The organism is Frigoribacterium sp. PhB107, assembly GCF_003751515.1.
In the GTDB taxonomy this organism is placed as follows: domain Bacteria; phylum Actinomycetota; class Actinomycetes; order Actinomycetales; family Microbacteriaceae; genus Frigoribacterium.
This window is the reverse complement of the sequence record NZ_RJKU01000001.1, coordinates 1,297,865-1,320,282: the sequence shown is the minus strand read 5'-3', so window position 1 is coordinate 1,320,282 and position 22,418 is coordinate 1,297,865. Positions and strand designations below refer to the sequence as shown.

At 72.7% G+C, this 22,418-nt stretch carries 20 protein-coding genes; 10 read left to right on the top strand and 10 right to left on the bottom strand.

The window, feature by feature from the left end; all coding sequences use genetic code 11:
* Positions 1 to 5: 5 nt before the first annotated feature.
* Both EDF18_RS06095 and EDF18_RS06090 read right to left on the bottom strand, forming a co-directional pair.
* On the bottom strand, positions 6 to 2,432 hold the full coding sequence (locus EDF18_RS06095) for an SDR family oxidoreductase (protein WP_123546823.1): 2,427 nt from the start codon (positions 2,430 to 2,432) through the stop codon (positions 6 to 8).
* Entirely contained in the window at positions 2,429 to 3,250 is an 822-nt protein-coding gene (locus EDF18_RS06090; protein WP_123546822.1) for a hypothetical protein, read from the bottom strand. Before EDF18_RS06090 ends, EDF18_RS06095 begins: the two co-directional genes overlap by 4 nt.
* A gap of 86 nt (positions 3,251 to 3,336) precedes the next feature.
* Here EDF18_RS06090 and EDF18_RS06085 point away from each other — a divergent pair, with 86 nt between their 5' ends.
* The 5 genes from EDF18_RS06085 to epsC all read left to right on the top strand — a co-directional run bounded on the left by EDF18_RS06085 (position 3,337) and on the right by epsC (position 8,775).
* Complete coding sequence (locus tag EDF18_RS06085; protein WP_123546821.1) at positions 3,337 to 4,158, top strand: SDR family oxidoreductase; 822 nt, start codon at positions 3,337 to 3,339, stop codon at positions 4,156 to 4,158.
* Positions 4,155 to 5,201 carry a 1-acyl-sn-glycerol-3-phosphate acyltransferase gene (locus tag EDF18_RS06080; protein ID WP_123546820.1) on the top strand — a complete coding sequence of 349 codons (1,047 nt, stop codon included), beginning with the start codon at positions 4,155 to 4,157 and terminating at the stop codon, positions 5,199 to 5,201. Before EDF18_RS06085 ends, EDF18_RS06080 begins: the two co-directional genes overlap by 4 nt.
* Positions 5,198 to 6,904 (top strand): FAD-binding oxidoreductase, encoded by a 1,707-nt coding sequence (locus tag EDF18_RS06075; protein WP_369878173.1) that lies wholly within the window; start codon positions 5,198 to 5,200, stop codon positions 6,902 to 6,904. Before EDF18_RS06080 ends, EDF18_RS06075 begins: the two co-directional genes overlap by 4 nt.
* Before the next feature lie 379 nt (positions 6,905 to 7,283).
* Positions 7,284 to 8,222, top strand: coding sequence for a cysteine synthase A (gene cysK / locus EDF18_RS06070; protein ID WP_123546819.1), 939 nt, complete (start codon positions 7,284 to 7,286; stop codon positions 8,220 to 8,222).
* A gap of 1 nt (position 8,223) precedes the next feature.
* Positions 8,224 to 8,775, top strand: coding sequence for a serine O-acetyltransferase EpsC (epsC, locus tag EDF18_RS16585; RefSeq protein WP_123546818.1), 552 nt, complete (start codon positions 8,224 to 8,226; stop codon positions 8,773 to 8,775).
* 210 nt (positions 8,776 to 8,985) lie between these two features.
* Here epsC and EDF18_RS06060 read toward each other — a convergent pair whose 3' ends face one another.
* Entirely contained in the window at positions 8,986 to 9,339 is a 354-nt protein-coding gene (locus tag EDF18_RS06060; RefSeq protein ID WP_123546817.1) for an MmcQ/YjbR family DNA-binding protein, read from the bottom strand.
* A gap of 122 nt (positions 9,340 to 9,461) precedes the next feature.
* Here EDF18_RS06060 and EDF18_RS06055 point away from each other — a divergent pair, with 122 nt between their 5' ends.
* Together EDF18_RS06055 and EDF18_RS06050 are read left to right on the top strand one after the other, a co-directional pair.
* Entirely contained in the window at positions 9,462 to 10,229 is a 768-nt protein-coding gene (locus EDF18_RS06055; protein ID WP_123546816.1) for a histidine phosphatase family protein, read from the top strand.
* Entirely contained in the window at positions 10,213 to 11,082 is an 870-nt protein-coding gene (locus tag EDF18_RS06050; protein ID WP_123546815.1) for an NAD(P)H-hydrate dehydratase, read from the top strand. The genes EDF18_RS06055 and EDF18_RS06050 overlap by 17 nt, the downstream gene beginning before the upstream one ends.
* A gap of 119 nt (positions 11,083 to 11,201) precedes the next feature.
* Here the strand turns inward: EDF18_RS06050 and EDF18_RS06045 are convergent, their stop codons facing one another.
* From EDF18_RS06045 to EDF18_RS06015, 7 genes are all read right to left on the bottom strand, one after another.
* The gene (locus tag EDF18_RS06045; RefSeq protein ID WP_123546814.1) at positions 11,202 to 12,344 is read right to left on the bottom strand and encodes an acyltransferase; all 1,143 of its coding nucleotides are present in this window, start codon (positions 12,342 to 12,344) and stop codon (positions 11,202 to 11,204) included.
* 299 nt (positions 12,345 to 12,643) lie between these two features.
* Positions 12,644 to 14,233 carry an MFS transporter gene (locus EDF18_RS06040; RefSeq protein ID WP_123546813.1) on the bottom strand — a complete coding sequence of 530 codons (1,590 nt, stop codon included), beginning with the start codon at positions 14,231 to 14,233 and terminating at the stop codon, positions 12,644 to 12,646.
* A 78-nt stretch (positions 14,234 to 14,311) separates the two neighbouring features.
* Positions 14,312 to 14,902, bottom strand: a complete 591-nt coding sequence (locus EDF18_RS06035) for a PadR family transcriptional regulator (protein ID WP_199732335.1) — start codon at positions 14,900 to 14,902, stop codon at positions 14,312 to 14,314.
* Positions 14,903 to 15,119: 217 nt separating this feature from the next.
* Positions 15,120 to 15,755, bottom strand: coding sequence for an MOSC domain-containing protein (locus EDF18_RS06030; RefSeq protein ID WP_123546812.1), 636 nt, complete (start codon positions 15,753 to 15,755; stop codon positions 15,120 to 15,122).
* A 125-nt stretch (positions 15,756 to 15,880) separates the two neighbouring features.
* Positions 15,881 to 16,921, bottom strand: a complete 1,041-nt coding sequence (locus tag EDF18_RS06025) for a sugar kinase (RefSeq protein WP_233568998.1) — start codon at positions 16,919 to 16,921, stop codon at positions 15,881 to 15,883.
* Positions 16,918 to 17,613 carry a bifunctional 4-hydroxy-2-oxoglutarate aldolase/2-dehydro-3-deoxy-phosphogluconate aldolase gene (locus EDF18_RS06020; RefSeq protein WP_123546811.1) on the bottom strand — a complete coding sequence of 232 codons (696 nt, stop codon included), beginning with the start codon at positions 17,611 to 17,613 and terminating at the stop codon, positions 16,918 to 16,920. Before EDF18_RS06020 ends, EDF18_RS06025 begins: the two co-directional genes overlap by 4 nt.
* Positions 17,610 to 18,761 (bottom strand): type IV toxin-antitoxin system AbiEi family antitoxin domain-containing protein, encoded by a 1,152-nt coding sequence (locus EDF18_RS06015; RefSeq protein ID WP_123546810.1) that lies wholly within the window; start codon positions 18,759 to 18,761, stop codon positions 17,610 to 17,612. The genes EDF18_RS06020 and EDF18_RS06015 overlap by 4 nt, the downstream gene beginning before the upstream one ends.
* A 360-nt stretch (positions 18,762 to 19,121) precedes the next feature.
* On the opposite strand from EDF18_RS06015, the gene EDF18_RS06010 reads away from it, so the two are divergent.
* The 3 genes from EDF18_RS06010 to EDF18_RS06000 are packed head-to-tail and all read left to right on the top strand — an operon-like array spanning position 19,122 to position 22,278.
* Entirely contained in the window at positions 19,122 to 20,453 is a 1,332-nt protein-coding gene (locus EDF18_RS06010) for an extracellular solute-binding protein (protein ID WP_123546809.1), read from the top strand.
* Entirely contained in the window at positions 20,453 to 21,430 is a 978-nt protein-coding gene (locus tag EDF18_RS06005) for a carbohydrate ABC transporter permease (RefSeq protein ID WP_123546808.1), read from the top strand. The genes EDF18_RS06010 and EDF18_RS06005 overlap by 1 nt, the downstream gene beginning before the upstream one ends.
* Positions 21,430 to 22,278: a carbohydrate ABC transporter permease gene (locus EDF18_RS06000; RefSeq protein WP_123546807.1), complete on the top strand. Its 849-nt coding sequence runs from the start codon at positions 21,430 to 21,432 to the stop codon at positions 22,276 to 22,278. Before EDF18_RS06005 ends, EDF18_RS06000 begins: the two co-directional genes overlap by 1 nt.
* The last annotated feature ends 140 nt before the right edge of the window (positions 22,279 to 22,418 follow it).

Below are 22,418 nucleotides of genomic sequence, written 5' to 3'. Positions count from 1 at the left end.
GGTCGTCAGACCCTGTCTCCTTCTCCTTTCGAGGTGGTGCCGACGGCCGGGGCCGTCGATGTTCCGGACGCGGACGAACCGCGGGCACGCGACCAATCTCGGATGCTCCATCTTCTTCGGAGCGCCTCGCGTGCGAGATTGGCGTCGGGGTTGACGGCGGACGGGTTGCCGAGCATCTCCAGCCACGCCAGGTCGGCGTGGCTGTCACCGTACCCGTACGACCCCGTGAGGTCGATTCCCTCTTCGAGGGCCCACTGCGCGAGCCACGCGGCGCGGGCCTCGTCGACGAGCGGCGGCTGGGCGAGGTAGCCCGTGAGGACGCCGTCGCGCTCGTGCATCGTGCTCGCGACGACCTCGTCGAAGAGGTGGGCGATGGGGGTCGCGAGGGTGCCGATGGAGCCCGTGACGAGCACGGTGCGGTGCCCGGCGGCGCGGTGTTCGGCGATGCGCGCGAGCGCCTCGGGCAGGGTGTGCCGGCGGACCGTCTCGGCGTAGCCGGCCGAGCGGACGACGCCCTTCAGCCGCGAGACGGGCATGCCGGCGTAGCGGCGGAGGAACGCCCGGATGAACTCGCCCCGGTCGCGCCCCTCGGCGCGCAGGTAGGCGGGCAGCCCGGTCAGCAGCGACGCGACCTCGGCGGGCCAGGCCGCCTTGCGGAAGCCGTTCGAGCGCACCCAGAGGTACTGCTCGACGATGTTCGAGTCGAGCACGGTGCCCTCGAGGTCGAAGACGGCGACGACGTCGCTGCGCTGCGGCAGGGCCCGGGCGTCGAGCACGGCGCCGGCCGCCGCGGGACGGACCGAGAACGCCCGCGTCATCGCGGTGATCGACGGGAAGTGCACGGTCTGGAAGTAGTCCTCCCAGTCGATGTCCGTCACGTCGAAGCCGATGTCGGCCGGCGCCTCCTCGGGGAGGCCGTCGTGCAGGGCGCGCGTGCGGCGGTCGTCGAAGATGATCTCGGACTGCACGTAGTGCCGGTACAGGTCGGTCAGGCTCTGCAGCGACTCGAGGTCGGCCCGCCGCGTCTGCACGCCGGTGAGGGCCGTGCGGGTGCGGGTCGTCGAGGGCAGGCGGACGAGCACGCGCTCGCGCCAGTCGTTCGCGCGCTGAGCGGTCCGGATCGCGCCCTCCACCTTGCGCACGCCGGGGAAGTCCCAGGTCGGCACGGGGATGATCGTGTGCTCGTCGCGCGGCAGCGGGTTCGCCGTGAAGAACGTCTTGAGGTTGTCGAACATCCGCAGGATCGGGAACGGGTTGCTGTTGCCCGACGCGACGTGGAAGTACTGCGGCTCGGGCGCCGAGGCCGAGGCCGGGGCAGCGCCGTCGGTCGCAGCGCCCGACGCGACGGCGCCGGCCGCACTGGAGTCGACGGCAGAGGCCGAGGAGGCGCCGGCCGGGTTCGCGGCCACGGCCAGGATCACGTTCACCACGTAGTCGACCGGCACGATGTCGAGGACGCTGTCGGGCACCCCGGGGAACTCGGGCAGCAGGCCGCGGGCGTACGACATGATCAGCGGGTCGGCGACCTTGAAGCCGTCGATCCAGCCCGGGTAGGGGTGGCGCAGGGCGCTCTCCACGATCGCGGGCCGGACGACGGAGAGCCGGTGGCCCTCGGCCGCCCAGATCTGCTCGGCGGCGCGCTCGGCGAAGGCCTTGGTCAGCGTGTAGACGTCGGTCCAGCCGAGGGTCTCGGCGCGGGTGCGCCCGTAGTCGACGAGACGGGCGGCCACCCAGGCGACCCGCGCCTCCTCGGCTGCCGCCGCGACGGCCTGCGGTCCGGTCTTGCCGTGGCCCGCCCGGCCCTCGGCCAGGAACCCGCGGAGCGTCTCGGGCTGGCGCGACGCCGCCTCGACGCGGGCGCGGGCGTCGCGGGCGGCCGCGTGCTCGGCGCGCCAGTCGACGTCGTGGCGGAGCGCCGCCTCGGGGAAGACGCCCTTGCGGATGCCCCCGACGTAGGCCGTCGAGACGTGGACGACGTGCGGGTCGCCGCCCGCCGCGACCAGCGCCTCGTAGAGACCGACGGCGCCGCCCACGTTCGTGTCGAACGCCTGGTCGATCGGCGGGTCGAACGACACGGTCGACGCGCTGTGGATGACGACGTCGAGGTCGCCCGGCAGGGCGGGCAGCGAGCCGAGGGAGCTCTCGACGACCCGCAGCCGCTCGGTCAACGCGCGCTCGACCTCGTCCGCCCCGACGCGCTCGCGCCACGACGCGAACACGGGCTTCTTGAGGAGGTGTCGCAGACGGGCCAGGGCCGACGTGCCGGCCTTCGGGCGGATGAGCAGCGTGACCGTCGTGTCGGGGTGCGACGACAGCAGCCGCTCGAGGATCGCCTGGCCGACGAAGCCGGTGCCGCCGGTCAGGAGCACGTGCGCCGAGCCGAGGCTGGTCACGGTCGAGCCGGGGACGGAGGAGGGGGCAGGGACGGTCATGCGGTGAGCTTTCGGGTCACGGCGGCGCCCACGGAGGCGTCGAGTCCGGGCAGGGAGGCGACGCGGTCGCCGACGGCGTCCGCCCGCAGGTGGCCGGCGGCGCCGCCCCACACCGCGGCGTCGAAGAAGGTGCGCTCGGCGTCCGAGCGCTCGACGGCGCCCAGCGGCCAGACGGCCGTCGACAAGGAGGCGCGGGTCTGCTTCACGGCACGGGCCGAGTCCTCGAGGCGCCAGCGTGCCTCGACGTCGAAGAACTCCTCGTGCCGCGCCTTGACGGTGCGGAGGCGCTCGACGACAGCCGTCAGCGCGGGGCTGTCGGCGCGCTCGACGAGGACGTCGTACGCGTGCCGCATCACCCACTCGTCGACGAGGCCGGTGGTCATGTGCACGGCCACGATGGGCACGCCGCGTCCGATCGCCTCGATCGCGCGGGTGATCGGGCCGCGCCGCTCGACGGCCTCGGCGGGGCTGTGTCGGCGGGGCCCCTCCTCGACGTCCTTGAGGCGCGGCTCGCCGTTCGCCTCGAGCACGGCGTCGACGGCGTCGGCGATCCAGTACTTCTCGAACGCCCAGGTGACGAGGAACGCGGTGACCCGGGCGTCCTTGTGCGTGGCCGTGACGAGCAGGTTGCGGAGGTGCTCCATCGTCGCGCTCTCGAGGCGGCCGAGGTGGCGCAGGAGGCGGAGCTCGTCCGGGCTGAGCGGCGCGGCGTCGAAGGGGGCCAGGTCGAGCTCGGCGCGGAGCGTGCCCTGGGCGGTCAGGGTGAACTCGCGGATGTCGAAGGTGCTCGAGTCGTAGGGGTCGCGATCGGTCGTCATGGCTGTGTTCCTCCGGGGGACCTCATCGCGGTGGTGAACGGGACACGATGCACGCAGTTTCCCGACAAGACCGTATCGTAAGCGGCATGGCAACAGCGCTCGTCACCGGGGGCACGTCCGGCATCGGAGCCGAATTCGCCCGCCAACTCGCCGCCCGCGGCTGGGACATCGTCCTGGTCGCCCGCGACCCCGCCCGACTCGACCTGACCGCCCTCGAGCTGAGGGCCCTCGGACGCGACGTCGAGGTGCTCTCCGCCGACCTCGGCGACCGTGCCGACGTCGACCGGGTGGCCGCTCGGCTCGCCGAGGTCGACCGTCCGGTCGACCTGCTCGTCAACAACGCCGGCCTCGGCGTGCACGAGCCGCTGACGAGCACCGACACGGCCGTGCACGACCGGGCGTTCGAGGTGATGGTGCGGAGCGTGCTGGTGCTCTCGGCGTCCGCGGGGCGCGCGATGCGCCTCCGTGGCTCCGGCCACATCGTCAACGTCGGCAGCGTCGCGGGCTTCATGGCGATGGGCAGCTACTCGTCGATCAAGGCGTGGGTCAACTCGTTCAGCGAGGGCCTCGCGGTCGAGCTGAAGGGCAGCGGCGTGGGCGTCACGGTGCTGCAGCCGGGGTGGGTGCGCACGGAGTTCCATCAGCGCGCCGGGATCCGGTCGTCGTCCATACCCAACTCGATGTGGCTCAGCGCCGAACGACTGGTGTCCGCGTGCCTGCGCGACGTCGAGAGAGGCAAGGTGGTGTCCATGCCCACGCTTCGGTACAAGGTGCTGATCGGCTTGGTCAAGCACGCTCCGGGCAGTGCCGTGCGCGCCGTGTCCGGCGCGATCTCGTCGAGCCGCCGTGCGCCCGCGGACGCCGTCGCCGGCGGTGCTGCCGGCACGGACGCTCCGGTGGAGCGGTGACGGTGGCCCGCGACGAGCGACCCGACGAGACCGAGCAGGCCGCCGAGGCGGAGCCCGCCTCGTCTGCTGCTGCGTCACCGTCGGCCGCGTCGTCGTCGTCCGCCGCCGCCGCCGCCGCCGCCGCCGACGCTCGCGCGGCTCGCCCGCGCCGCGACGCCGTCGCCCGCGCCGCCGTCGACGTCAAGGACCGCTTCAGCTCGCGCGGCCACGCGATGGCCCGCTACGTCGCCCAGCGCGTCGTCCTCAAGCCCACGATCTGGTCGATCACGAGCGTCACCGTCATCGACCGAGACCGGCTCAAGGGCGTCGAGGGCGGCTTCATCGTGGTCGCCAACCACTCGAGCCACCTCGACGCGCCGCTCATCCTCGGCGCCCTGCCGCGTCGCCTGGCCCGCTACCTCGCCACCGGCGCCGCCGCGGACTACTTCTTCGACGTGCCGTGGCGCCGCAAGCTGACCGAGCTGTTCTTCAACGCGTTCCCCGTGCAGCGCGGGTCGTCGACCGCGACCCCGGCGGGCACGCCCGGGTCGCCGACGCCCCAGGCGCCGGGGGCCGTGGCCGCCGCAGCCGCCGCCGCGGCCGCGCACCCCTCGACGGGCGCGACGGCGATCCCGTCCGCGGCGCGCCGCAAGGCCGCCGCCAAGGTCGCCGCCCGGCGTCGGGCCGGCCAGCCGACCGTCAGCGCCCGCTCGCTGCTCGAGCGCGGCTACCCGGTGCTGGTGTTCCCGGAGGGCACGCGGTCCAAGGACGGCACCGTCGCCTCCTTCAAGCCCGGTGCCGCGGCGCTCGCCGCCGCCTGCGACGTGCCGATCATCCCGCTCGCGCTGATCGGGGCGCACATCGCGCACCCGCGCGGCTCGAGCTGGCCGCGACCCGGCCGGCTGCCCGTCGGCGTCGCGTTCGGCGACCCGATGCGTCCCGAGCCCGGCGAGACGCCCCTCGACTTCTCCGCTCGGCTCCGCGCCGAGATCCTGCGTCTCAAGGACGCGAACACCGCCCGCATCCTGGGCCCCGAACACCCCTCTGAAGGAGCACGACCGTGACCGACGTCCAGAACAAGCCCCAGACCACGGCCGCCGACCACGGCGTCGCCCACATGAAGTGGTGGGGCTGGGGCGTCGAGGGCGTCGCGTTCCACCACGAGGACAAGCCCGGGTTCGCCCCCTTCGTGAAGAAGATCGTCGGCGTCGAGCTGACCCAGGGCCAGCACGACACGGGCCTCGACTTCGCCCAGCTGACCGTCCCCGCCTCGCGCGCCTCGGCCGAGGTGCTCGACTCGCTCGTGCAGATCGTCGGGCCCGAGCACGTCGACCAGGGCGACCACGACCGCGTCGTACACACCTACGGCAAGAGCATCCGCGACCTGATCCGCATCCGAGCGGGCATCCTCGAGCGTGTGCCCGACCTGGTGGTCTACCCCGCCGACGAGGCCGAGGTGCAGCAGATCGTCGACCTCGCCGTCGCGAGCGACGTCGTGCTGATCCCCTTCGGCGGCGGCAGCAACATCGTCGGCAGCCTCGAGCCGATGCCGACCGAGGAGCGCACCGTGGTCTCGCTCGACATGGGCCGCCTCTCGAAGGTGCTGGACATCGACGAGGACGGCGGCCTCGCCCGCATCCAGGCCGGCGGCCAGGGCCCCGACCTCGAGGAGCAGCTGAACGCGCGCGGCTGGACCCTCGGCCACTTCCCGGACAGCTTCACCCACTCGACCATGGGGGGCTGGGTCGCGACCCGCTCCTCCGGCATGCAGAGCGACAAGTACGGCGACATCGCGGACATCACCAAGGGGCTGCGCGTCGTGCGTCCCGGGGGAGTCCTCGCGATCCGCGCCGTGCCGAGCGCCTCCACCGGGCCCTCGCTGCGCGAGATGATCATCGGCTCGGAGGGGCGCCTCGGCGTCATCACGGAGGTCACGGCCCAGGTGCACCGCCTGCCCGAGAAGCGCGAGATCCTCGCCTACCTGTTCCCGTCGTGGCACGACGGCCTGGCCGCCATGCAGGCCATCGCCGAGAGCGACGCGCGGCCGTCGGTGACCCGCGTCTCGGACGCGCACGAGACGGCGTTCTCGTTCGCGACCTCGAAGGCGAGCACGGGCATCTCGAAGGTCGTCAACGACGCGCTGCCGAAGGTGCTCAAGGCCAAGGGCTGGGACGTCGACGCGATGTGCCTGTCGTTCATCGGCTACGAGGGCAGTCCCGAGCACGTCGCCCAGACCCAGAAGGCGGTCGCCAAGATCGTCAAGGCGAACAAGGGCATGGGCGTGGGCAAGGGCCCGGGCAAGCTCTACGACCAGAAGAAGTTCGACACGCCCTACCTGCGCGACTTCTTCATGGACCACGGAGGCGCGGCCGACGTCTCCGAGACCGCCGCGCCCTGGTCGAAGCTGCGCGCCGTGTCGTCGCGCGTCTACGCCGCCGCCAACCAGGCCTTCGACCAGATCGGCGTGCAGGGCTGGATCATGGGGCACCTGTCGCACTCGTACCACTCGGGCGCCTGCCTCTACTTCACGTTCGCCTTCGAGCACGGCGAGCAGGCCGAGGCGGAGTACGACGTCGTGAAGCACGCCATCCAGCAGGCGTTCATCGACACCGGCGCGACCGTGTCGCACCACCACGGCGTCGGCCTGGAGCACCAGCCTTGGCTGGCCCAGGACGTCTCGCCCGAGGGCGTCGCCGTCATGCAGGGGCTGTTCGACTCGGCCGACCCGGGGCGCGTGTTCAACCCGGGCAAGGTCACCGGCGCATAGGCCCGCCGCTCGACCTCGGCGCCCCGTCGCACCTCGTGTGCGGCGGGGCGCCGCGCTGTCGCGCCGCGCCGCGTCGCGCGGCTGCGCCGTGCGTCGCGCACTCGCGTGGCGCGGCTGCGCCGTGCCTCGCGCACTCGTGTCGAGGACTCAGGCGCGGGCGTCGTCAGGGACGCCGCGTCCTCGGCGGGCCGGGCCGCGCCTCTTCCGTCTCCTGATCCGTCGACGCGTCGACTGCCCGCTGAGCTGCCGCGTGGACGGACTGCCCGGTCCCACGTGTCGTGGGTCCGCCGCTGGGCGTCATCTGGGGCGACGGCGCAGGTCCGCTGCCTACACTGAGGTCTGTTCGTACGTACCGACCCACCTCACGGAAGAGACGCGCATGACCGGCATCCACGACGACATCACCTCCGCCTTCGGCGACACGCCCCTCGTGCGCCTCAACCGCCTGGCGGTGCCCGGAGGTGCCGAGGTCGTCGTGAAGCTCGAGTTCTACAACCCGGGCGCCAGCGTCAAGGACCGTCTCGGCGTCGCCATCGTCGACGCGGCGGAGGCGTCGGGCCAGCTGGAGCCCGGCGGCACGATCGTCGAGGGGTCGAGCGGCAACACCGGGATCGCCCTCGCCCTCGTGGGCGCCGCCCGTGGCTACCGCGTCGTGATCACGATGCCCGAGACGATGAGCGTCGAGCGCCGCACCCTGATCAAGGCCTACGGCGCCGAGGTCGTCCTGACCCCGGGCAGCGAGGGCATGCGCGGCGCCGTCGAGCGCGCGAGGCAGATCGTCGACGAGACCGAGGGCGCCGTCTGGGCCCAGCAGTTCGAGACGCTGGCGAACGCCGAGATCCACCGCCGCACGACGGCGCGCGAGATCATCCGGGACACCGACGGCGCCGTCGACTTCTTCGTCGCGGGCGTCGGCACCGGCGGCACGATCACGGGCGTCGGCCAAGTGCTGCACGAGGAGGTGCCGGGCGTGAAGGTCGTCGCCGTGGAGCCCGCCGACTCGCCCCTGCTCAGCGAGGGCAAGGCCGGACCGCACAAGATCCAGGGCATCGGCGCGAACTTCGTGCCGGAGGTGCTCGACCGGTCACAGATCGACGAGGTCTTCCCCGTGCAGCTGGACGACGCCCTGCGCGTCGCGCGGGACCTCGGCACGAAGGAGGGCATCCTCTCCGGGATCTCGTCGGGAGCCATCGTGCACGCCGCCCTCGAGATCGCCGCCCGTCCCGAGAACGCCGGCAAGCGCATCGTCGCGATCGTCTGCGACACGGGCGAGCGCTACCTCTCGACGGTGCTGTTCCAGGACCTCGCGGACGCCTAGCGTGCGGCTGGTCGCGCGGCTCCGCGAGGACCTCGCCACCGTCCGGCGACGCGATCCCGCGGCCCGCGGACGGCTCGAGACGGCACTCGTCTACTCGGGGCTGCACGCGGTCTGGGTGCACCGCCTGACCAGCAGGCTGTGGCGTGCGGGAGGCGCGCCGCGCCTCCTCGGCTCGCGGTTCGTCGCCCGGGTGCTGTCGCAGGTCGCGCGGACGGCGACCGGCGTCGAGATCCACCCCGGCGCCGTGCTCGGGCGCAGGCTCTTCATCGACCACGGGATGGGGACCGTCGTCGGCGAGACGGCGGTCGTCGGCGACGACTGCACGTTGTTCCACGGGGTGACCCTCGGGGGCAAGGGCGGCCGTGGCGTCACCGGGCGTCGGCACCCGACGCTCGAGCGCGGCGTCACGATCGGCGCGGGCGCGGCCGTGCTCGGCGGGGTCGTCGTCGGGGCCGACAGCGTCGTCGGCGCGGGCGCGGTCGTCACGCACGACGTGCCGCCTGGGTCGGTCGCGGTCGGCGTGCCCGCCGTCGCGCGGCCGCGACGCGGCTAGCGCGCCCCCGCCCCCGCTGCATCCGTAGCCCGCCGCTGCCATCGCTCGTGCGCCTCCCTGTTCGCGCGTCGACGAATCAGGTGTCGGCGTCGACGCTGGACTCGGCGCCGGGCTGGGCGGCGCAGGTCGTCGTCGTCGCCTGAGTCCTCGACGCCGTCGACGCCGTCGACACCACGAACGACGGCCCCGCCTCGCCGCGCGGGCGGCCGACTACGCCAGCGGGCGACGCGACTTCGGCATGCCCGCGACCACGCGGTCGTACGAGTTGCCCACGAGGTCCTCGACCATGGTCGCGGGCAGGTCGCCCGACAGGTCGAGCGTGATCCAGTGCCGCTTGTTCAGGTGCCACCCCGGAGTGATCTCGGGGTGCTCGGCGCGTAGCTGCTCGGCGTGCTCCGGCACCGCCTTGAGCGAGACGGACGGCGTCTCGGCGTCGACGGGCACCAGGGCGAAGATCTTGCCGCGCACCTTGTACACGGCGATCTCGAGCCCGAACGGGAACGTCAGCTCGGCAGAGGGCTGCTCGGCGCAGATCGCCTGCACCTGCTCGGTCGTCGTCGCCATCGGCCCAGGATGCCACGCTCCGCAGGTCGTGACGAGGAGGCGTCGGCCAGGTCTCGACACCCTCGCCGCCGACCGCACGGCCGGGTGGTCGCGACGCCGCGCGACCGCCTACCGTCGTCGACATGATCAGGGAACTCCTCCTCGTCCGCCACGGCGAGAGCACCGCGAACGTCGCCGCCACGGCCGCCGAGGCAGCCGGCTCCGAGACGATCGACGTCGACGAGCGCGACGCCGACGTCCCCCTCAGCGAGAAGGGGATCGAACAGGCGCGCGCGCTCGCCTCATGGCTCGACGGCCTCGACCTGGGTGCGGTCGCAGGGGGCGACGGAGGCAGCGGCACCGCCTTCTGGTGCTCGCCCTACCTGCGTGCCCGACAGACCATCGGGACGGCGGTGGAGGAGGCCGGTCTCGAGCCCACGATCCGCGTGGACGAGCGACTCCGCGACCGCGAGCTCGGGGTGCTCGACCTGCTGACCCGTCGCGGGGTCGAGGCACGGCACCCCGAGGAGGCGGCACGCCGTCACCGACTCGGCAAGTTCTACCACCGTCCGCCCGGCGGCGAGTCCTGGTCCGACGTGGCCCTCCGAGTCCGCTCGGTGCTCCGCGACCTCGACGACCTGGCCGGCGAGACCGGCACCCAGCGCGTCGTGCTCACCGCGCACGATGCCGTCATCATGCTCGTCGTCTACGTCTGCACCGGGCTGAGCGAGGACGACCTGCTCGAGTTCGCCCGCGGCAACACCGTCACGAACGCCTCCGTGACCACCCTGCGCCGCGAGGCGGGTGCCTCCTGGTGGACCCTCGACCGCTTCGCGGACGTCGACCACCTGGCCGAGGAGGACGCACCCGTCACCGTCCACGAAGGAGACCGCGATGTCCGACCGCACTGAGCACGTCATCACGCCCGAGCTGCTGCGCGCCTGGCCCCTCCCGACCGCCGGCGACGGCAAGTACTCGCGCGGGCAGGTCGTCGTCGTGGGCGGAGCCGCGCGCACGCCCGGTGCAGCGATGCTAGGCGCGCTCGCAGCGCTGCGCGTCGGCGCGGGTCGTCTCACGCTCGCCGTCGCCGGCTCGGTCGCCCCGCACGTCGCGGTGGCCCTGCCGGAGGCGGGCGTCGTTCCCCTGGGCGAGACCCCGGAGGGGCATGTGGTCGGCTCGTCGCTGGGGGCGGCGGCCGACGACCTCCAGGGCGCCGACGCCGTGCTCGCCGGGTCGGGGCTCGACGACGCCGACGAGGCCGAGGCCTTGGTGCGCCTCCTGCCTGACCTCGTGGGGGACGAGACGGTGGTCGTCCTCGACGCGTTCGCCCTCGGGGTGCTGCCGCGCTGCGGCGGTGCGGTCGACCGGCTGCGCGGCCGACTCGTCATGACCCCGAACACGAGCGAGGCTGGCCGGTTGCTCGACCGAGACGTGGACGACCTGCCGAGCGACCTGCTCGAGATCGCAGCCCGGTGGGAGGCGGTGGTCGCCTGCCAGAGCCTGGTCGCGTCGCCGGACGGGCGACTCCGGCGCTCGGGTGCGGGCCACGTCGGCCTCGGCACCTCGGGCAGCGGAGACGTCCTCGCAGGGGCCGTGGCCGGGCTCGCCGCCCGCGGGGCCACGCCGGCACAGGCCGCGACGTGGGCGACCCACGCCCACTCGTCGGCGGGCGACCGGCTGGCCGTCGGAGTGGGTCCCCTCGGGTTCCTCGCGAGCGAGCTGCTCACGGAGCTGCCGCGCGTGCTCGTCGAGGTCGGCTCCTAGGCCGAGGAACGCACGTCAGGCCACGCCAGGTCGCGTGACGTCGTACCCGGCGCCGCGTCGTGTGGCGGCTGGATGAGGAGCGGACACGACGGCCGCGGCCGCCGTCGTGTTCGCGACCGTCAGGCGTTCGTCAGCTCGCGCTCTGCCGGTGTCGTGCTCCGCGCCTCCTTGGCGGACGTGCCGAGGCGGTCCTTGAGACGAAGGGCCGGCCCCTCGACGAAGCGGTGCGAGAGGTACGCCGTGACGACGGACGCGGCGATCACAGCCACGACGCCGAGCGCACCGGGGACGACGGGGGTGATGAGGGCGATGAAGACGACGTGCCAGAGGTAGATCGGGTACGAGAGCGCCCGGCCGAACCAGGCGACGGGGCTGAGCGAGAGCACCCGGGCGGGGAGCGACGGCCGGGAGACCAGGCCGCCGATCAGCAGTGCCGACGCGATCGCGACGCCGGGCAGCATCACCGTGAAGGTGGTGACGTTCTGCTGCCAGCCGCTGCCGATCGCCGCCAGCGATCCGACGACGCCGGCGAGACCGACCCAGGTGGCGACGCTGCCGAGGCGGCCGCGGAACAGCGCCTGCCCCTTCTCGGAGCCCATCACGAGCGCCAGTCCGCAGCCGAGCAACAGCGGGGCCACGTTCAGCACCGGGCTGAAGTAGATGTCGGGCGTCGACCCGCCCCCGGGCGCCTCGAAGAGGAAGCCCGACGCCACCACGGAGGCCACGACGAGCGCGCCGAGCACGGCCACCATGACCCGGCGGGTGGCGACGACAGCGATGAGGAGCATGAGGAGGGGCGGCCAGACGATGTAGAACTGCTCCTCCATCGAGAGGCTCCACATGGGCGAGAACACGCCCTGCGACTCGCCGAGGAACGAGCGGGCGACGTTGCCCGTGTAGGTGAGCGCGACCGCCGCAGCGCCGAGGGCGCTCATGGTCGAGCCCTGGTAGTCGCCGATCAGCCACCACAGGGCGACGCCGACGACCACGACGGCGAGCAGGGTCGGGTACAGGCGCAGGATCCGCCTCACCCAGAAGCGGCCCAGGCGGATGCGGCCCGTGCGGGCGTGCTCGCCGAGCAGCAGCGTCGTGATGAGGTAGCCGGAGAGCACGAAGAAGACGTTGACGCCCACGAATCCGCTGCCGAAGCCGGGCACGTGCAGGTGGTAGAGCACCACGAAGGCGATGGCGACCGTGCGCAGGCCGTCGAGCGGCAGGACGCGGTCGCGGCGCGTCGATGTCGTCGGAGAGGCGAGGGGCATCGGGCCAGTCTGCCTGGCGGACCTCCGATCTGCCCGGGTGCGGTCACCCCGAGGCGGCGGGGTGGGCTGGGCGGACAGGTGCGTCAGGCGCGTGGAGGGGGCAGGCACGTCGAGCGCGGCGAGCGTGTCGAGCGTGTCGAGCGCGTCGAGCGTGTCGACGAGTCAGGAGGCGGTGGCGAGAGCGACCGCGGAGCCTGCGGGGACGACGACAGGGCGTCGACGACTCCTGAGTCGTCGACGCCCTGCGTGGCCCGCGTGCCGAGGCGAGGCGAGGGGAGGTGCGGTGCGCGCGCGGCGCGTCAGGCCGTGGGGGCCCCGGCGTGCTTGCCCGAGCCGCCGTGGCTGCCCGCTCTCGGACCTGCGTCTGCTCCGGAGGCGGCGTCTCCTCCGGCTCCGGATCCGGCGCCCGAGGGGCGGCCGTGGCCGACCCGGCGCGGCAGGGCGAACACCAGCGCGAAGGCGACGAGCGCGAACGCCGCGCTGACGCCCATGGCCGCGGCGGAGGCGTCGGTGAAGCCCGCGGCACGGCCTGCCGCCGTCGCCAGCTCGCGGCCGCCGGGCAGCGACCCGAAGAGCACGCTGCCGATGATGGCGATGCCCACCGCCGAGCCGATGCGCTGGATGGCGGAGATCACGGCGCTGGCCGAGCCGGCGTCCTGCGGGTCGACCGTGGCCACGATGAACTGCACATTCGGGGCGATGAAGAAGCCGTTCCCGAGGCCGGCCACCAGCAGCGGGACCAGCAGGATCCAGTTGGTGAGATCGGCCGGCTCGACGACGAGGAGGATGATCCACATCGCCCCGAGCCCGATCGTGACGAGGGCCGTCCCGAGCACCAGCACGTTGCGGCCGAGCTTCTGGGCGAGCTGGTTGCTCTGCGACGACGAGATGATGCTGCCGACCGCGAACGGGATGGCGACGGCGCCGGAGGCGAGGGCGCTGTTCCCGAGGCCCGACTGCCAGAGCAGCGAGATCGTGAAGAAGATGCTGGTGAAGGCCGCGAAGTACACGAGGGCCAGGACGACGCCGCCCGTGAACTGCGGGTGGGAGAACAGCTTGGGGGGCACCAGAGGCGTGCGTCCTCGGCGGGTGTAGGCCACCTCCCACAGCCCGAACAGCGCGAGCAGCACGAGGCCGCCGGCGATGCTCAGGTAGGTCCAGAGGGGCCAGCCCTCGTCCTGCCCCTGGATCAGCGGGACGAGCAGCGCGACGAACGCCGCCGACACGAGCAGCAGGCCGAACCAGTCGAGCCCGCGGTCGGGGCGAGGCACGGACTCGTCGCGACGGGGGAGCAGCACGGCGGCCGCGATCAGCGTGATGATGCCGAAGGGCAGGTTCACGAAGAACACGAGACGCCAGCCGTGCTCGTCGCCGAACGCCTGGATGAGCAGTCCGCCGATGATCGGCCCGAGGGCCGACGAGACGCCGATGACCGCTCCCATGATGGCGAAGGCCTTGCCGCGCGACCGCCCCGGGAACAGCAGCTGGATGAACGCCGTCACGGCCGGCACGAAGATGCCGCCCGCGAGCCCCTGCACGACGCGGAACACGACGAGCTGGTGGTCGCTCGTGGCCACGCCGCAGGCGAGGCTGGCCAGCGTGAACAGCAGCACGCCCGAGAAGTAGACCCACTTGTGCCCGATGCGGTCGCCGATGCGGCCGGCCGGGATGAGCGTCAGGCCGAACGCCAGCGCGTAGCCCGAGATGATCCACGACAGCGTCGACTCGGAGGCGTCGAGGTTCGTCCTGATCGTCGGCAGAGCGACGTTGACGATCGTCGTGTCCAGCAGGGCGATGAACATGCCGAGCAGCAGCGCCGACAGGGCGAGCCACGACTGGCGGGGGATGGCGGGCGCCGGGGCGGCTGCCCGGGCGGTGGCGTCGGTCATGGAGGTGCCTTTCAGGGGGCAGGGTCGGGTGCCCGGCGGGTGGCCGGAAGAGGGAGACGGGAGTCGAGGAGGCGGTCGCTACCGACCGGGGGAGCCGGGAGTCAGTGCGTGCCTGGCACCCGCCTCCTCGTCGGCGACGATCTCGGGGAGCGCGTCGACGAGCGTGTCGTGCCAGTCGAGCTCGGCGCGGAGCCGGTGTTCTCGGTGCGCCATCGCGTGCTTCTCGGCGACGGAGAGCCAGGGGCTGGCGCGACGGTGGTGCTCGATCTCGTCGTCGAGGAGACGACGGACCGCCCGACGACGTTCGTGGACCGTGCCGACCAGGTCGTCGATGGCGTCGGGGTCGACGCGGGTCAGCGCGAGGTCGAAGGGGTCGGGCCGCAGCACGACGGTCTCGAGCGCGTGCCGGCGGGAGTCGGCGAGGGCCGCGCGGCCGGCGTCGGTGATCGCCCAGACCTGGCGCTCGGGGAAGTTGCCCTCGCGCTCGGTGCGGACGGGGGTGAGCAGGCCCTCGGCGGCGAGGCGCTTGAGGGCGCCGTACAGCCCGCCGACCGAGATGTCGGTCCACTGGTGGACGTGTTCCTGCTCGGCCTGGAGCTTGAGCTGGTGCCCGTGCATCTCGCCGTGGCGCGCGAACGAGTCGAGCACGAAGAGGCGGATGGAGGACACCGAGGTACTCTCGCACGAGTAGTTGTTCGCGTCAAATATCGTGCAGTGCGCGCAGCCTCGGTTTCACCGCGGGCACACCCGGCGTCGAGCAGGCCGGACGCGTCGCAGGGCGAACTTCGGGCGCTTGACCCCGGGCCGCCGCCACCGCCGCCGCAGCCGCAGCCGGGGCCGCGGCGAGCGGAGCCGCTGACGCTGACGCCGCCGCGCTGTCGACGACTCAGGCGCGGGACGCGGCGAGCTCGGCGACGTCGCGCATCACGGGCGCGAGCGACGGCGACTCCTGATCGCTCAACAGCAGTGCGGCCCGCTCAGGAGCGAGCCCCGCGAAGCACTCGCCGATGGTGACGCCGTGCTCGGGGCGCGAGACGACCCGGAGGTCGTCGCCCGCGGAGATCTCGCCGCTGACGACCACCTTGAGGTACGCGCCGGGCCTGCCCTCCTCCTGGAACCGCCGCACCCAGCCCCGTTCGCCGAGTCGACGCGCGAACGTGGCGCACGGAGTCCGCGGCATGGTCACCTCGAGGACGAGACGCTCGCCGACGGCCCACCGCTCGCCGATGACGGCGCCGGTGACGTCGAGGCCCGACGTGCGGAGGTTCTCGCCGAACGAACCGGGGAGCACCTCACGGCCGAGGAGGTCGGCGAAGTGGTCGGCGTCCTCGTCCGCGAAGGCGTACACGGCCTTGTCCTCGCCGCCGTGGTGGGCACGACTGGCCTGGACGTCACCCCTCAGGCCGAGCTTGCGGACGGGCACCGACCCCTCGACCGGTCGCTTGTCGATCGCGGTCACGCCGACGCTGCCGGAGTCGTCGAGCAGGGCGTGGACGCGGCAGATCGCGGTGACGTGGGGCATGGGGCCATCGTGCCCGAGACCACGACCCTCGACAAGGCGGACAGCGAACGGCGGGCGCTCGAGACACGGTGCGGCGGTGACGGCGCGCGTCGAGGCTGCGAGCGTGTCAGCGCTCGTCAGCGTCGTCAGCGCGTGACTGCCTCGCGGGCGTGAAGCAGCCCCAGCTCGGGCCGTCGGGGCAGGCCCTCCCAGTCCCCGGCCGCCAGGCAGACGAACGCCCCGACCGTCGCGGCGGTCTGCAGGCGGGTCGGTGCGTCGCTCCCGGCCGCGAGCTCGGCGAGGTAGCCCGCGACGAACGCGTCCCCGGCCCCGACCGTGTCGTGGGCGACGATCGGCACGGCCACCTGCGTGACGAGCTGGCCGTCGACCATCGCCACGGCACCGGCCGCACCGCACTTGACGACGGCCTGCCGCGGACCGAGCTCGGCGAGGCCGCATGCCAGTGCTGCGGCTGCGGCAGCGGCATCGGAGGGGGAACCGGCGGCGGCGGCGTCGGTGGCGAACGACGCCGAGGCGGCCGGCCCGAGCAGCATCGCGGCTTCGTCCTCTCCGGCGAACAGCACGTCGCAGCCGGCTGCGAACTCCCGGCAGAACGTCGCGGCGTCACCCGTCGACCACAGGGCACGCCGGTAGTTGACGTCGAACGACACCAGGACACCCGCCTCGCGGGCGACGTCGGCGGCTCGGCGGACCGCCTGCGCAGCCGAGTCGGAGAGAGCCGGCGTGATGCCGGTCACGTGCAGCACGTCCGCCGAGGCGATGGCCGACTCGTCGAGATCGTCGGCCGACAGACGCGATCCGGCACTCCCGGCCCGGTAGTAGGTGACGTTCTGCGAGGTCGAGGTCCGACGCTCCTTGATCATCAGGCCGGTCGCCGCACCGTCGTCGATCGTGACCCGGGCGTCGACGCCCTCGGCGCGGATCTCGCGAGCGACGAGACGGCCGACGGAGTCGTCGCCCACTCGGCCGAACCAGGTCACGTCCACACCGAGCCTGCTCAGGCCGATGGCGACGTTGGACTCCGAGCCGCCGATGCCGAGCTGCATCGTGCTCGCGTGCGCGAGCGGCCCCGGCTGCGCGTTGGAGAGCAGCCCCATGGTCTCGCCGAGCGTGACGACCCGTGGTCGCCTGGTCGAGCTGGAGGAGGCGGCGGTCGCGTCCGTCACCGTGCCTCCCCGGCTTCACGGGCCAGCCCGACGACGCGGCGTGCGCGCTCCTCGAGGGCGCTCGCAGCGCCTCCGGCGAAGGCGTCACGCAGGAGCGGACCGCCGAGGCTCACCGCGAGCGAGCCCGCGCGGATCCACGCCGGGACGTCGTCGAGCTCGATGCCGCCTGACGGCACGACCTCCAGGTCGGGGAAGGGGCCGCGCAGCTGCCCCAGGTAGCCGGGCCCCACCGTCGAGGCGGGGAAGAGCTTGACCGCTGTGGCGCCCGATGACCAGCTCGACCAGAGCTCGGTCGGGGTCAGGCCGCCGGGGTAGAAGGGCACACCACGACTCGTGACCGCGGCAGCGATGGCCGACGACGTGATGGGCGTGACGACGTAGGCGGCGCCGTGGTCGACGGCGGACAGGCCCTGCTCGACCGTGGTGACCGTCCCCAGGCCGATCTCGGCGGCGTCGGCGAAGCGACGGGCGAGATCGGGCAGCACGGCCAGGACACCGGGCGTCGTGAGCGTCAGCTCGATGCTCTGGATGCCTCCGCGGACGAGGGCCTCGACCACGGGCTCGAGCTCCCCGACCGTGGGCGCTCGGAGCACGGCGATGACGCGCGATCCTCGCAGAGCAGCCGAGGCAGGCGTCCGGCCGCCTGGTCCGGTCGGGGCCTGAGCGGCCGTGGACGTGCTGCTGACGGTCATCGTGAGTCCTTCGCGCCGGTGCGGTGGTCATGACCAGTATGACCCGAGGCGGAGGAGAGGGCTGACCCGCGTGCGGCCCGGGCCTGTGCTCGGTGCCGCTGGGCGAGCTCACGGCGGCGGGACCAGCTGTGATGCGCCTCGTCGGGCCGACGACGTGGCAGACGCCACCGTCGGCCAGGTCGCGAGCGTCCGTGCGTCGACCGTCGTCCGGTCGCCTCGTCCCGCCCTCGGCCCGGACCTGGGGTCCGTCCGGTCGGCAGGTCGTCGCGGACGCGCGTGCGGCTCCGCGGCACGGGCCCGGCAGCCGTCCCGTCACGGTGCATCAGGACCGCCGCCTCGATCGCGGCCAGGACGACGTCCCAGTGCTCCGTGATCAGGTCGTAGCTGAGGTGCACGGGGATACGCCGACGGATCAAGGTCGCCATGTCCTTGCTGACGTCGGCGTCGAACCGGTCTGCGTGCCACTTGCGCCCGTCCGTCTCGACTCCGAGCACGCCGTTCACGACCAGGTCGGTGTGGCGGCCGAAGCCGACGGGCACCTGCGAGGTGACGTGGAAGCCCGCCCTCCGGAGCCGCGTGCGCACGACGCTCTCGAGGATGCTCTCGCTGTCGGCGTCGACCCAGTCGGCGATGCCGCGGGCGTCGGCGGGCAGACGGGCGAGGACCCCGCAGAACTCGGCGTCCGACAGGCGTTCCTGGTGGAGGGCCCAGTCGCAGAGCGCGACCGCGATCTCGAAGTCCTCCTCGAGGACTGCTCGGACGAGGGCGTCCGCGATCGAGACGACGGCCACACCGCCCCGCTCCCGGACGCCGACCGGATCCCACACGACCCGTGACCGTCGACACCGGCGGAGCCGCGCTGCGTGGGGCGGGACGGAGACGCAGACCGAGTCGGGACGATCCCACATCCAGCCGCCGAGGTGGAACAGGGCGGAGGCGCCCGTCAGCCGCCCGCCGACCCGGACCGCCGTGACGCGGTCGTCGTCGAGGGGCAGGTTGCTGTACCAGCCGAGGCGTGGCCGGTGGAGGTCGCCCGACCGCACGGCCCTGGTGAGGTCGCGATCCGTCGCGCCGGCCCGACGGAGCTGCTGACGGGTGGCGAAGCCCCCGGCGTCGCCGACGATGTCGGTGAGGGTGCTGGTGTGCATGCCGACACTGTCGCGCGGCGTCCGGTCTCGCCGACGAGGGGCGGAGGGTCGCTGGGGACGGCCGTGGCGCGTCGCCGGGCTGAGGAGGGATCGCCGGCCCGACATCGCGGCGCGGCCGTGCAGTCGATCATTCAGGTCCTGGCGCCCGTCTGACCCGGCTCGGCGCGTCGCGACGCGGTGACCGACGGCGTGTCCTGATCCGTCGACCGCGCCCCCGCGGCGATGGCGTACGAGGGGCGCTCACGCGCTCGGGGCCCCTCGGCGCCCTTGACTCCCCGTCGAGCCGGTTCTTAGGGTGGAAGAGCGCGGTCACGGGAGACCAGCGGCCGTCGCGCACGATCGACACGTCGAGGAGGACGCATGCAGATCGACCGCAGGGGGCTGCTCGCCGGGGCGGCGGGACTGGCAGGAGTCGCGGCGCTCGCGGGCTGCGCACCCCGCGCCGAGCGGACCGAGATCGGCGACTGGCCGACGGAGGTCGGCGACGAGCCCGTCACGATCGACTGGTGGAGCGCCAACATCGCCACCAACGAGGGCGGCGACCTCCGCCCCCGCCTGATCGAGGAGTTCAACAAGCAGTACCCGAACGTGCGGATCAACCTCGTCGCGGCGCCTGCCGACACCGACACGAACCGCACGACCCTGACCACCCAGATCGCGGCCGGCTCGCAGAGCCCCGACGTCATCCACGGCGACATCGCCTGGCCCGGCCAGTTCGCCGAGAACTCCCTCGCCACGCCCCTCAGCACCCTCGTCCCGGACGACTTCTGGGACCAGTACCCCGAGGGCCTCCGCTCCGCCGCGAGCGTCGACGGCGAGTACTACATGTTCCCCGTCTACATCGACAACTCGTTCCTGGTCTACCGGCAGGACCTCCTCGACAAGCACGGCTTCCAGGTGCCGGGGTCGTGGGAGGAGGTGGTCGAGACGAGCAAGGCGCTGATCGACACGGGGGACGTCGACTACGGCTTCGTCTTCCAGGGCAACGTCTACGAGGGCATGACGTGCAACGCGGTCGAGTTCGTGGCCGACGCCGGCGGCCGCTTCACCGACGAGGACGTGACCGAGTCCACGGCGACGAGTTCGGAGGCGCGACGCGGGCTGGAGTTCATGGCCTCGCTGGTCTCCGAGGGCGTGACGCCCCGCGCCTCCTTGACGTACATCGAGCAGGCGAGCCTGGACGCCTTCACGACGGGGCGGGCGGCGTTCCTCCGCAACTGGTCGTACGCGTACGACACCGCGAACAGCCCCGACGCCTCGAGCGTCGCAGGCAAGATCGGCATCCGGTCCCGCCCCGGGTTCGACGGCACGGACGAGACGCACACGACGATCGGCGGCTGGGGCAGCTACATCAACCCGCACACCGCGAAGCCGGCCGTGGCCCTGGCGTGGGCGCGGTGGCTGGCCGACGAGGACGCGCAGCAGCTCATCGTGCGCGAGGGCGGCGTGATCCCGGCGCGGACGGCGTCGCTGACGAGCCCCGACGCGAAGGCCGCCGCCAAGCCGCAGTACGAGATCGCGGCCGACTACACGCTCGTGCCGAGGCCGACCGCGACCGCCTTCTACCCGAAGGTCTCGCAGGGCATCTACGTCAACGCGAACTCGATCGCCGCGGGGCAGTCGGCCGTCGAGACGGGAACCAGCCGCATGCAGCGGCAGATGGACGTGGCACTCGCCGGGCAGGCCCTGTGATGAGCGTTCAGGAAGAGACGACGACGCCCCGCCAGGACACCGCGCTCTCGACGACCACGGGGCCGCCGACGCCTGAACGCTCAGCGCGCACCTCGCTCGCGCGCACCCGCAACCGCGCCGCGTGGCTCTTCGCCAGCCCGGCCCTGCTCGTCATCCTGCTGGTGACCGTGTTCCCGGTGATCTACTCGGTCTTGCTCAGCTTCGCGCGGGTCACCATCGACTACGACGGGTTCCAGGTCGAGGAGTACACGCTCGCCAACTACGGCGCGCTGCTGCAGAGCCAGGACTGGTACCGGGCCCTCGGCTTCACGATCCTCTACACCGTCGTCACGGTGACGACCGAGCTCGTGCTCGGCATGCTCTCGGCGCTCGTGCTCGAGCGGCTCGGCGTGACCCGGGGCTGGATGCTCGCGCTGCTGCTGATCCCGTGGTCGCTCGTCACCATCGTCTCCGCGCAGCTCTGGAAGTACATCTACGACTCGACCTACGGCATCGCCACGTGGGGGATCGCCCTGTTCACGGACAGCCCGCCCGTGATCCTCGGCGAACCGGTCAGCGCCGCGGCCGCCCTCATGGTCGCCGACATCTGGAAGACCACGCCGTTCGTCGCGATCATCCTGCTCGCGGGCCTCGTGATGATCCCCGACGAACAGTACGAGGCCGCCGAGCTCGACGGCTCGAGCGCGTGGTCGACCTTCTGGCGCGTCGTGATGCCGCAGCTGCTGCCGACGTTCACGATCGCGGTCCTGTTCCGGGTGCTGCAGGCGTTCGGCGTCTTCGACCTGCCGTTCGTCCTCACCCAGGGAGGCCCCGGCACCTCGACCCAGACCCTCGCGATCATGGGCTACAAGGTGCTCTTCCAGGACATCAACATCGGCCCGGGAGCCGCGATCGCCACGTCGACCGCCCTGATCGTCGGCCTCGGCTGCCTGCTGTTCCTCCGAGCGTTCCGCAACCAGGCGAAGGGAGGCGACTGATGGCCCGCACCAAGATCCGCCGCGGCTGGCGCCGCTGGGTCAACGTGGTCAACATCGGCGGCGTGCTCATCGCCCTCGTGACGGCGATCCCGCTCTACTGGCTCGTGGTGTCGTCGTTCAAGACGGCTCCCGAGGTCGCGGCGTCGCCTCCCACGGTCGTTCCCCAGACCTGGACGCTCGAGAACTACGTCACCGCGTTCGTCTCGAACGACCTCGCGGTCTACATGCTCAACAGCGTGATCGTGGCCGTCAGCACCACGGTGCTCGTCCTGGGGCTCGCGCTCTTCGCGGGCTACGCGCTCACCGGCCGCAAGCTCAAGGGCGGCACCACCATCATGACGACGCTCCTGATGCTGTCCGTGTTCCCCGCGATCGCCGTCCTGACGCCGATCTACCTGATCGAGCGGCAGCTCGGCCTGCTCAACAGCTATCCCGGCCTGATCATCCCGTACGTCGCGTTCAACCTGCCGTTCGCGATATGGATCATGCGCAACTACCTCGCCGGCATCCCCACCACCATCGAGGAGGCGAGCGAGATCGACGGCGCCTCGCCCCTCCGCACCGTGTTCTCCGTCATCCTGCCCATGTCGAAGCCGGGCCTCTTCACGGTCGGCGTCTTCACCTTCACCGCCTCGTGGAGCGAGTTCCTCATGGCGCTCACCTTCAACAGCGAGACGTCGTTCCGCACGATCCCGGTCGGCATCGCGCTCTTCGGCACGCAGTTCACCGTGCCGTACGGGGCGATCTTCGCGGCGTCGGTCTCGGCGACCGTGCCCATCGTGATCCTGGTGCTGATCTTCCGCCGCTCGATCGTCTCCGGGCTGACCTCGGGGGCGGTCAAGGGCTGAGACGAGGAGGTGCGGGCCCGGTCGCGTCGAGGACTCAGGCACCCGAGGCGGTCGCCGCCGTGGCGCGGGCCCGGCGGCCGGCACCGGACAGGTCTCGCCTGAGTCCTCGACGGGGGCGGGCTCACGCCAGCGGCCTCACG

What these genes read in the sequence shown, in the direction of transcription:
- EDF18_RS06030 (WP_123546812.1), bottom strand. Translation starts at nt 15,755, where the DNA reads ATGCCCCACGTCACCGCGATCTGCCGCGTCCACGCCCTGCTCGACGAC.
- EDF18_RS06085 (WP_123546821.1), top strand. Translation starts at nt 3,337, where the DNA reads ATGGCAACAGCGCTCGTCACCGGGGGCACGTCCGGCATCGGAGCCGAA.
- EDF18_RS06050 (WP_123546815.1), top strand. Translation starts at nt 10,213, where the DNA reads ATGTCCGACCGCACTGAGCACGTCATCACGCCCGAGCTGCTGCGCGCC.
- EDF18_RS06060 (WP_123546817.1), bottom strand. Translation starts at nt 9,339, where the DNA reads ATGGCGACGACGACCGAGCAGGTGCAGGCGATCTGCGCCGAGCAGCCC.
- cysK (WP_123546819.1), top strand. Translation starts at nt 7,284, where the DNA reads ATGACCGGCATCCACGACGACATCACCTCCGCCTTCGGCGACACGCCC.
- EDF18_RS06005 (WP_123546808.1), top strand. Translation starts at nt 20,453, where the DNA reads ATGAGCGTTCAGGAAGAGACGACGACGCCCCGCCAGGACACCGCGCTC.
- EDF18_RS06040 (WP_123546813.1), bottom strand. Translation starts at nt 14,233, where the DNA reads ATGACCGACGCCACCGCCCGGGCAGCCGCCCCGGCGCCCGCCATCCCC.
- EDF18_RS06015 (WP_123546810.1), bottom strand. Translation starts at nt 18,761, where the DNA reads ATGCACACCAGCACCCTCACCGACATCGTCGGCGACGCCGGGGGCTTC.
- EDF18_RS06090 (WP_123546822.1), bottom strand. Translation starts at nt 3,250, where the DNA reads ATGACGACCGATCGCGACCCCTACGACTCGAGCACCTTCGACATCCGC.
- EDF18_RS06010 (WP_123546809.1), top strand. Translation starts at nt 19,122, where the DNA reads ATGCAGATCGACCGCAGGGGGCTGCTCGCCGGGGCGGCGGGACTGGCA.
- EDF18_RS06000 (WP_123546807.1), top strand. Translation starts at nt 21,430, where the DNA reads ATGGCCCGCACCAAGATCCGCCGCGGCTGGCGCCGCTGGGTCAACGTG.
- EDF18_RS06020 (WP_123546811.1), bottom strand. Translation starts at nt 17,613, where the DNA reads ATGACCGTCAGCAGCACGTCCACGGCCGCTCAGGCCCCGACCGGACCA.
- EDF18_RS06045 (WP_123546814.1), bottom strand. Translation starts at nt 12,344, where the DNA reads ATGCCCCTCGCCTCTCCGACGACATCGACGCGCCGCGACCGCGTCCTG.
- EDF18_RS06095 (WP_123546823.1), bottom strand. Translation starts at nt 2,432, where the DNA reads ATGACCGTCCCTGCCCCCTCCTCCGTCCCCGGCTCGACCGTGACCAGC.
- EDF18_RS06055 (WP_123546816.1), top strand. Translation starts at nt 9,462, where the DNA reads ATGATCAGGGAACTCCTCCTCGTCCGCCACGGCGAGAGCACCGCGAAC.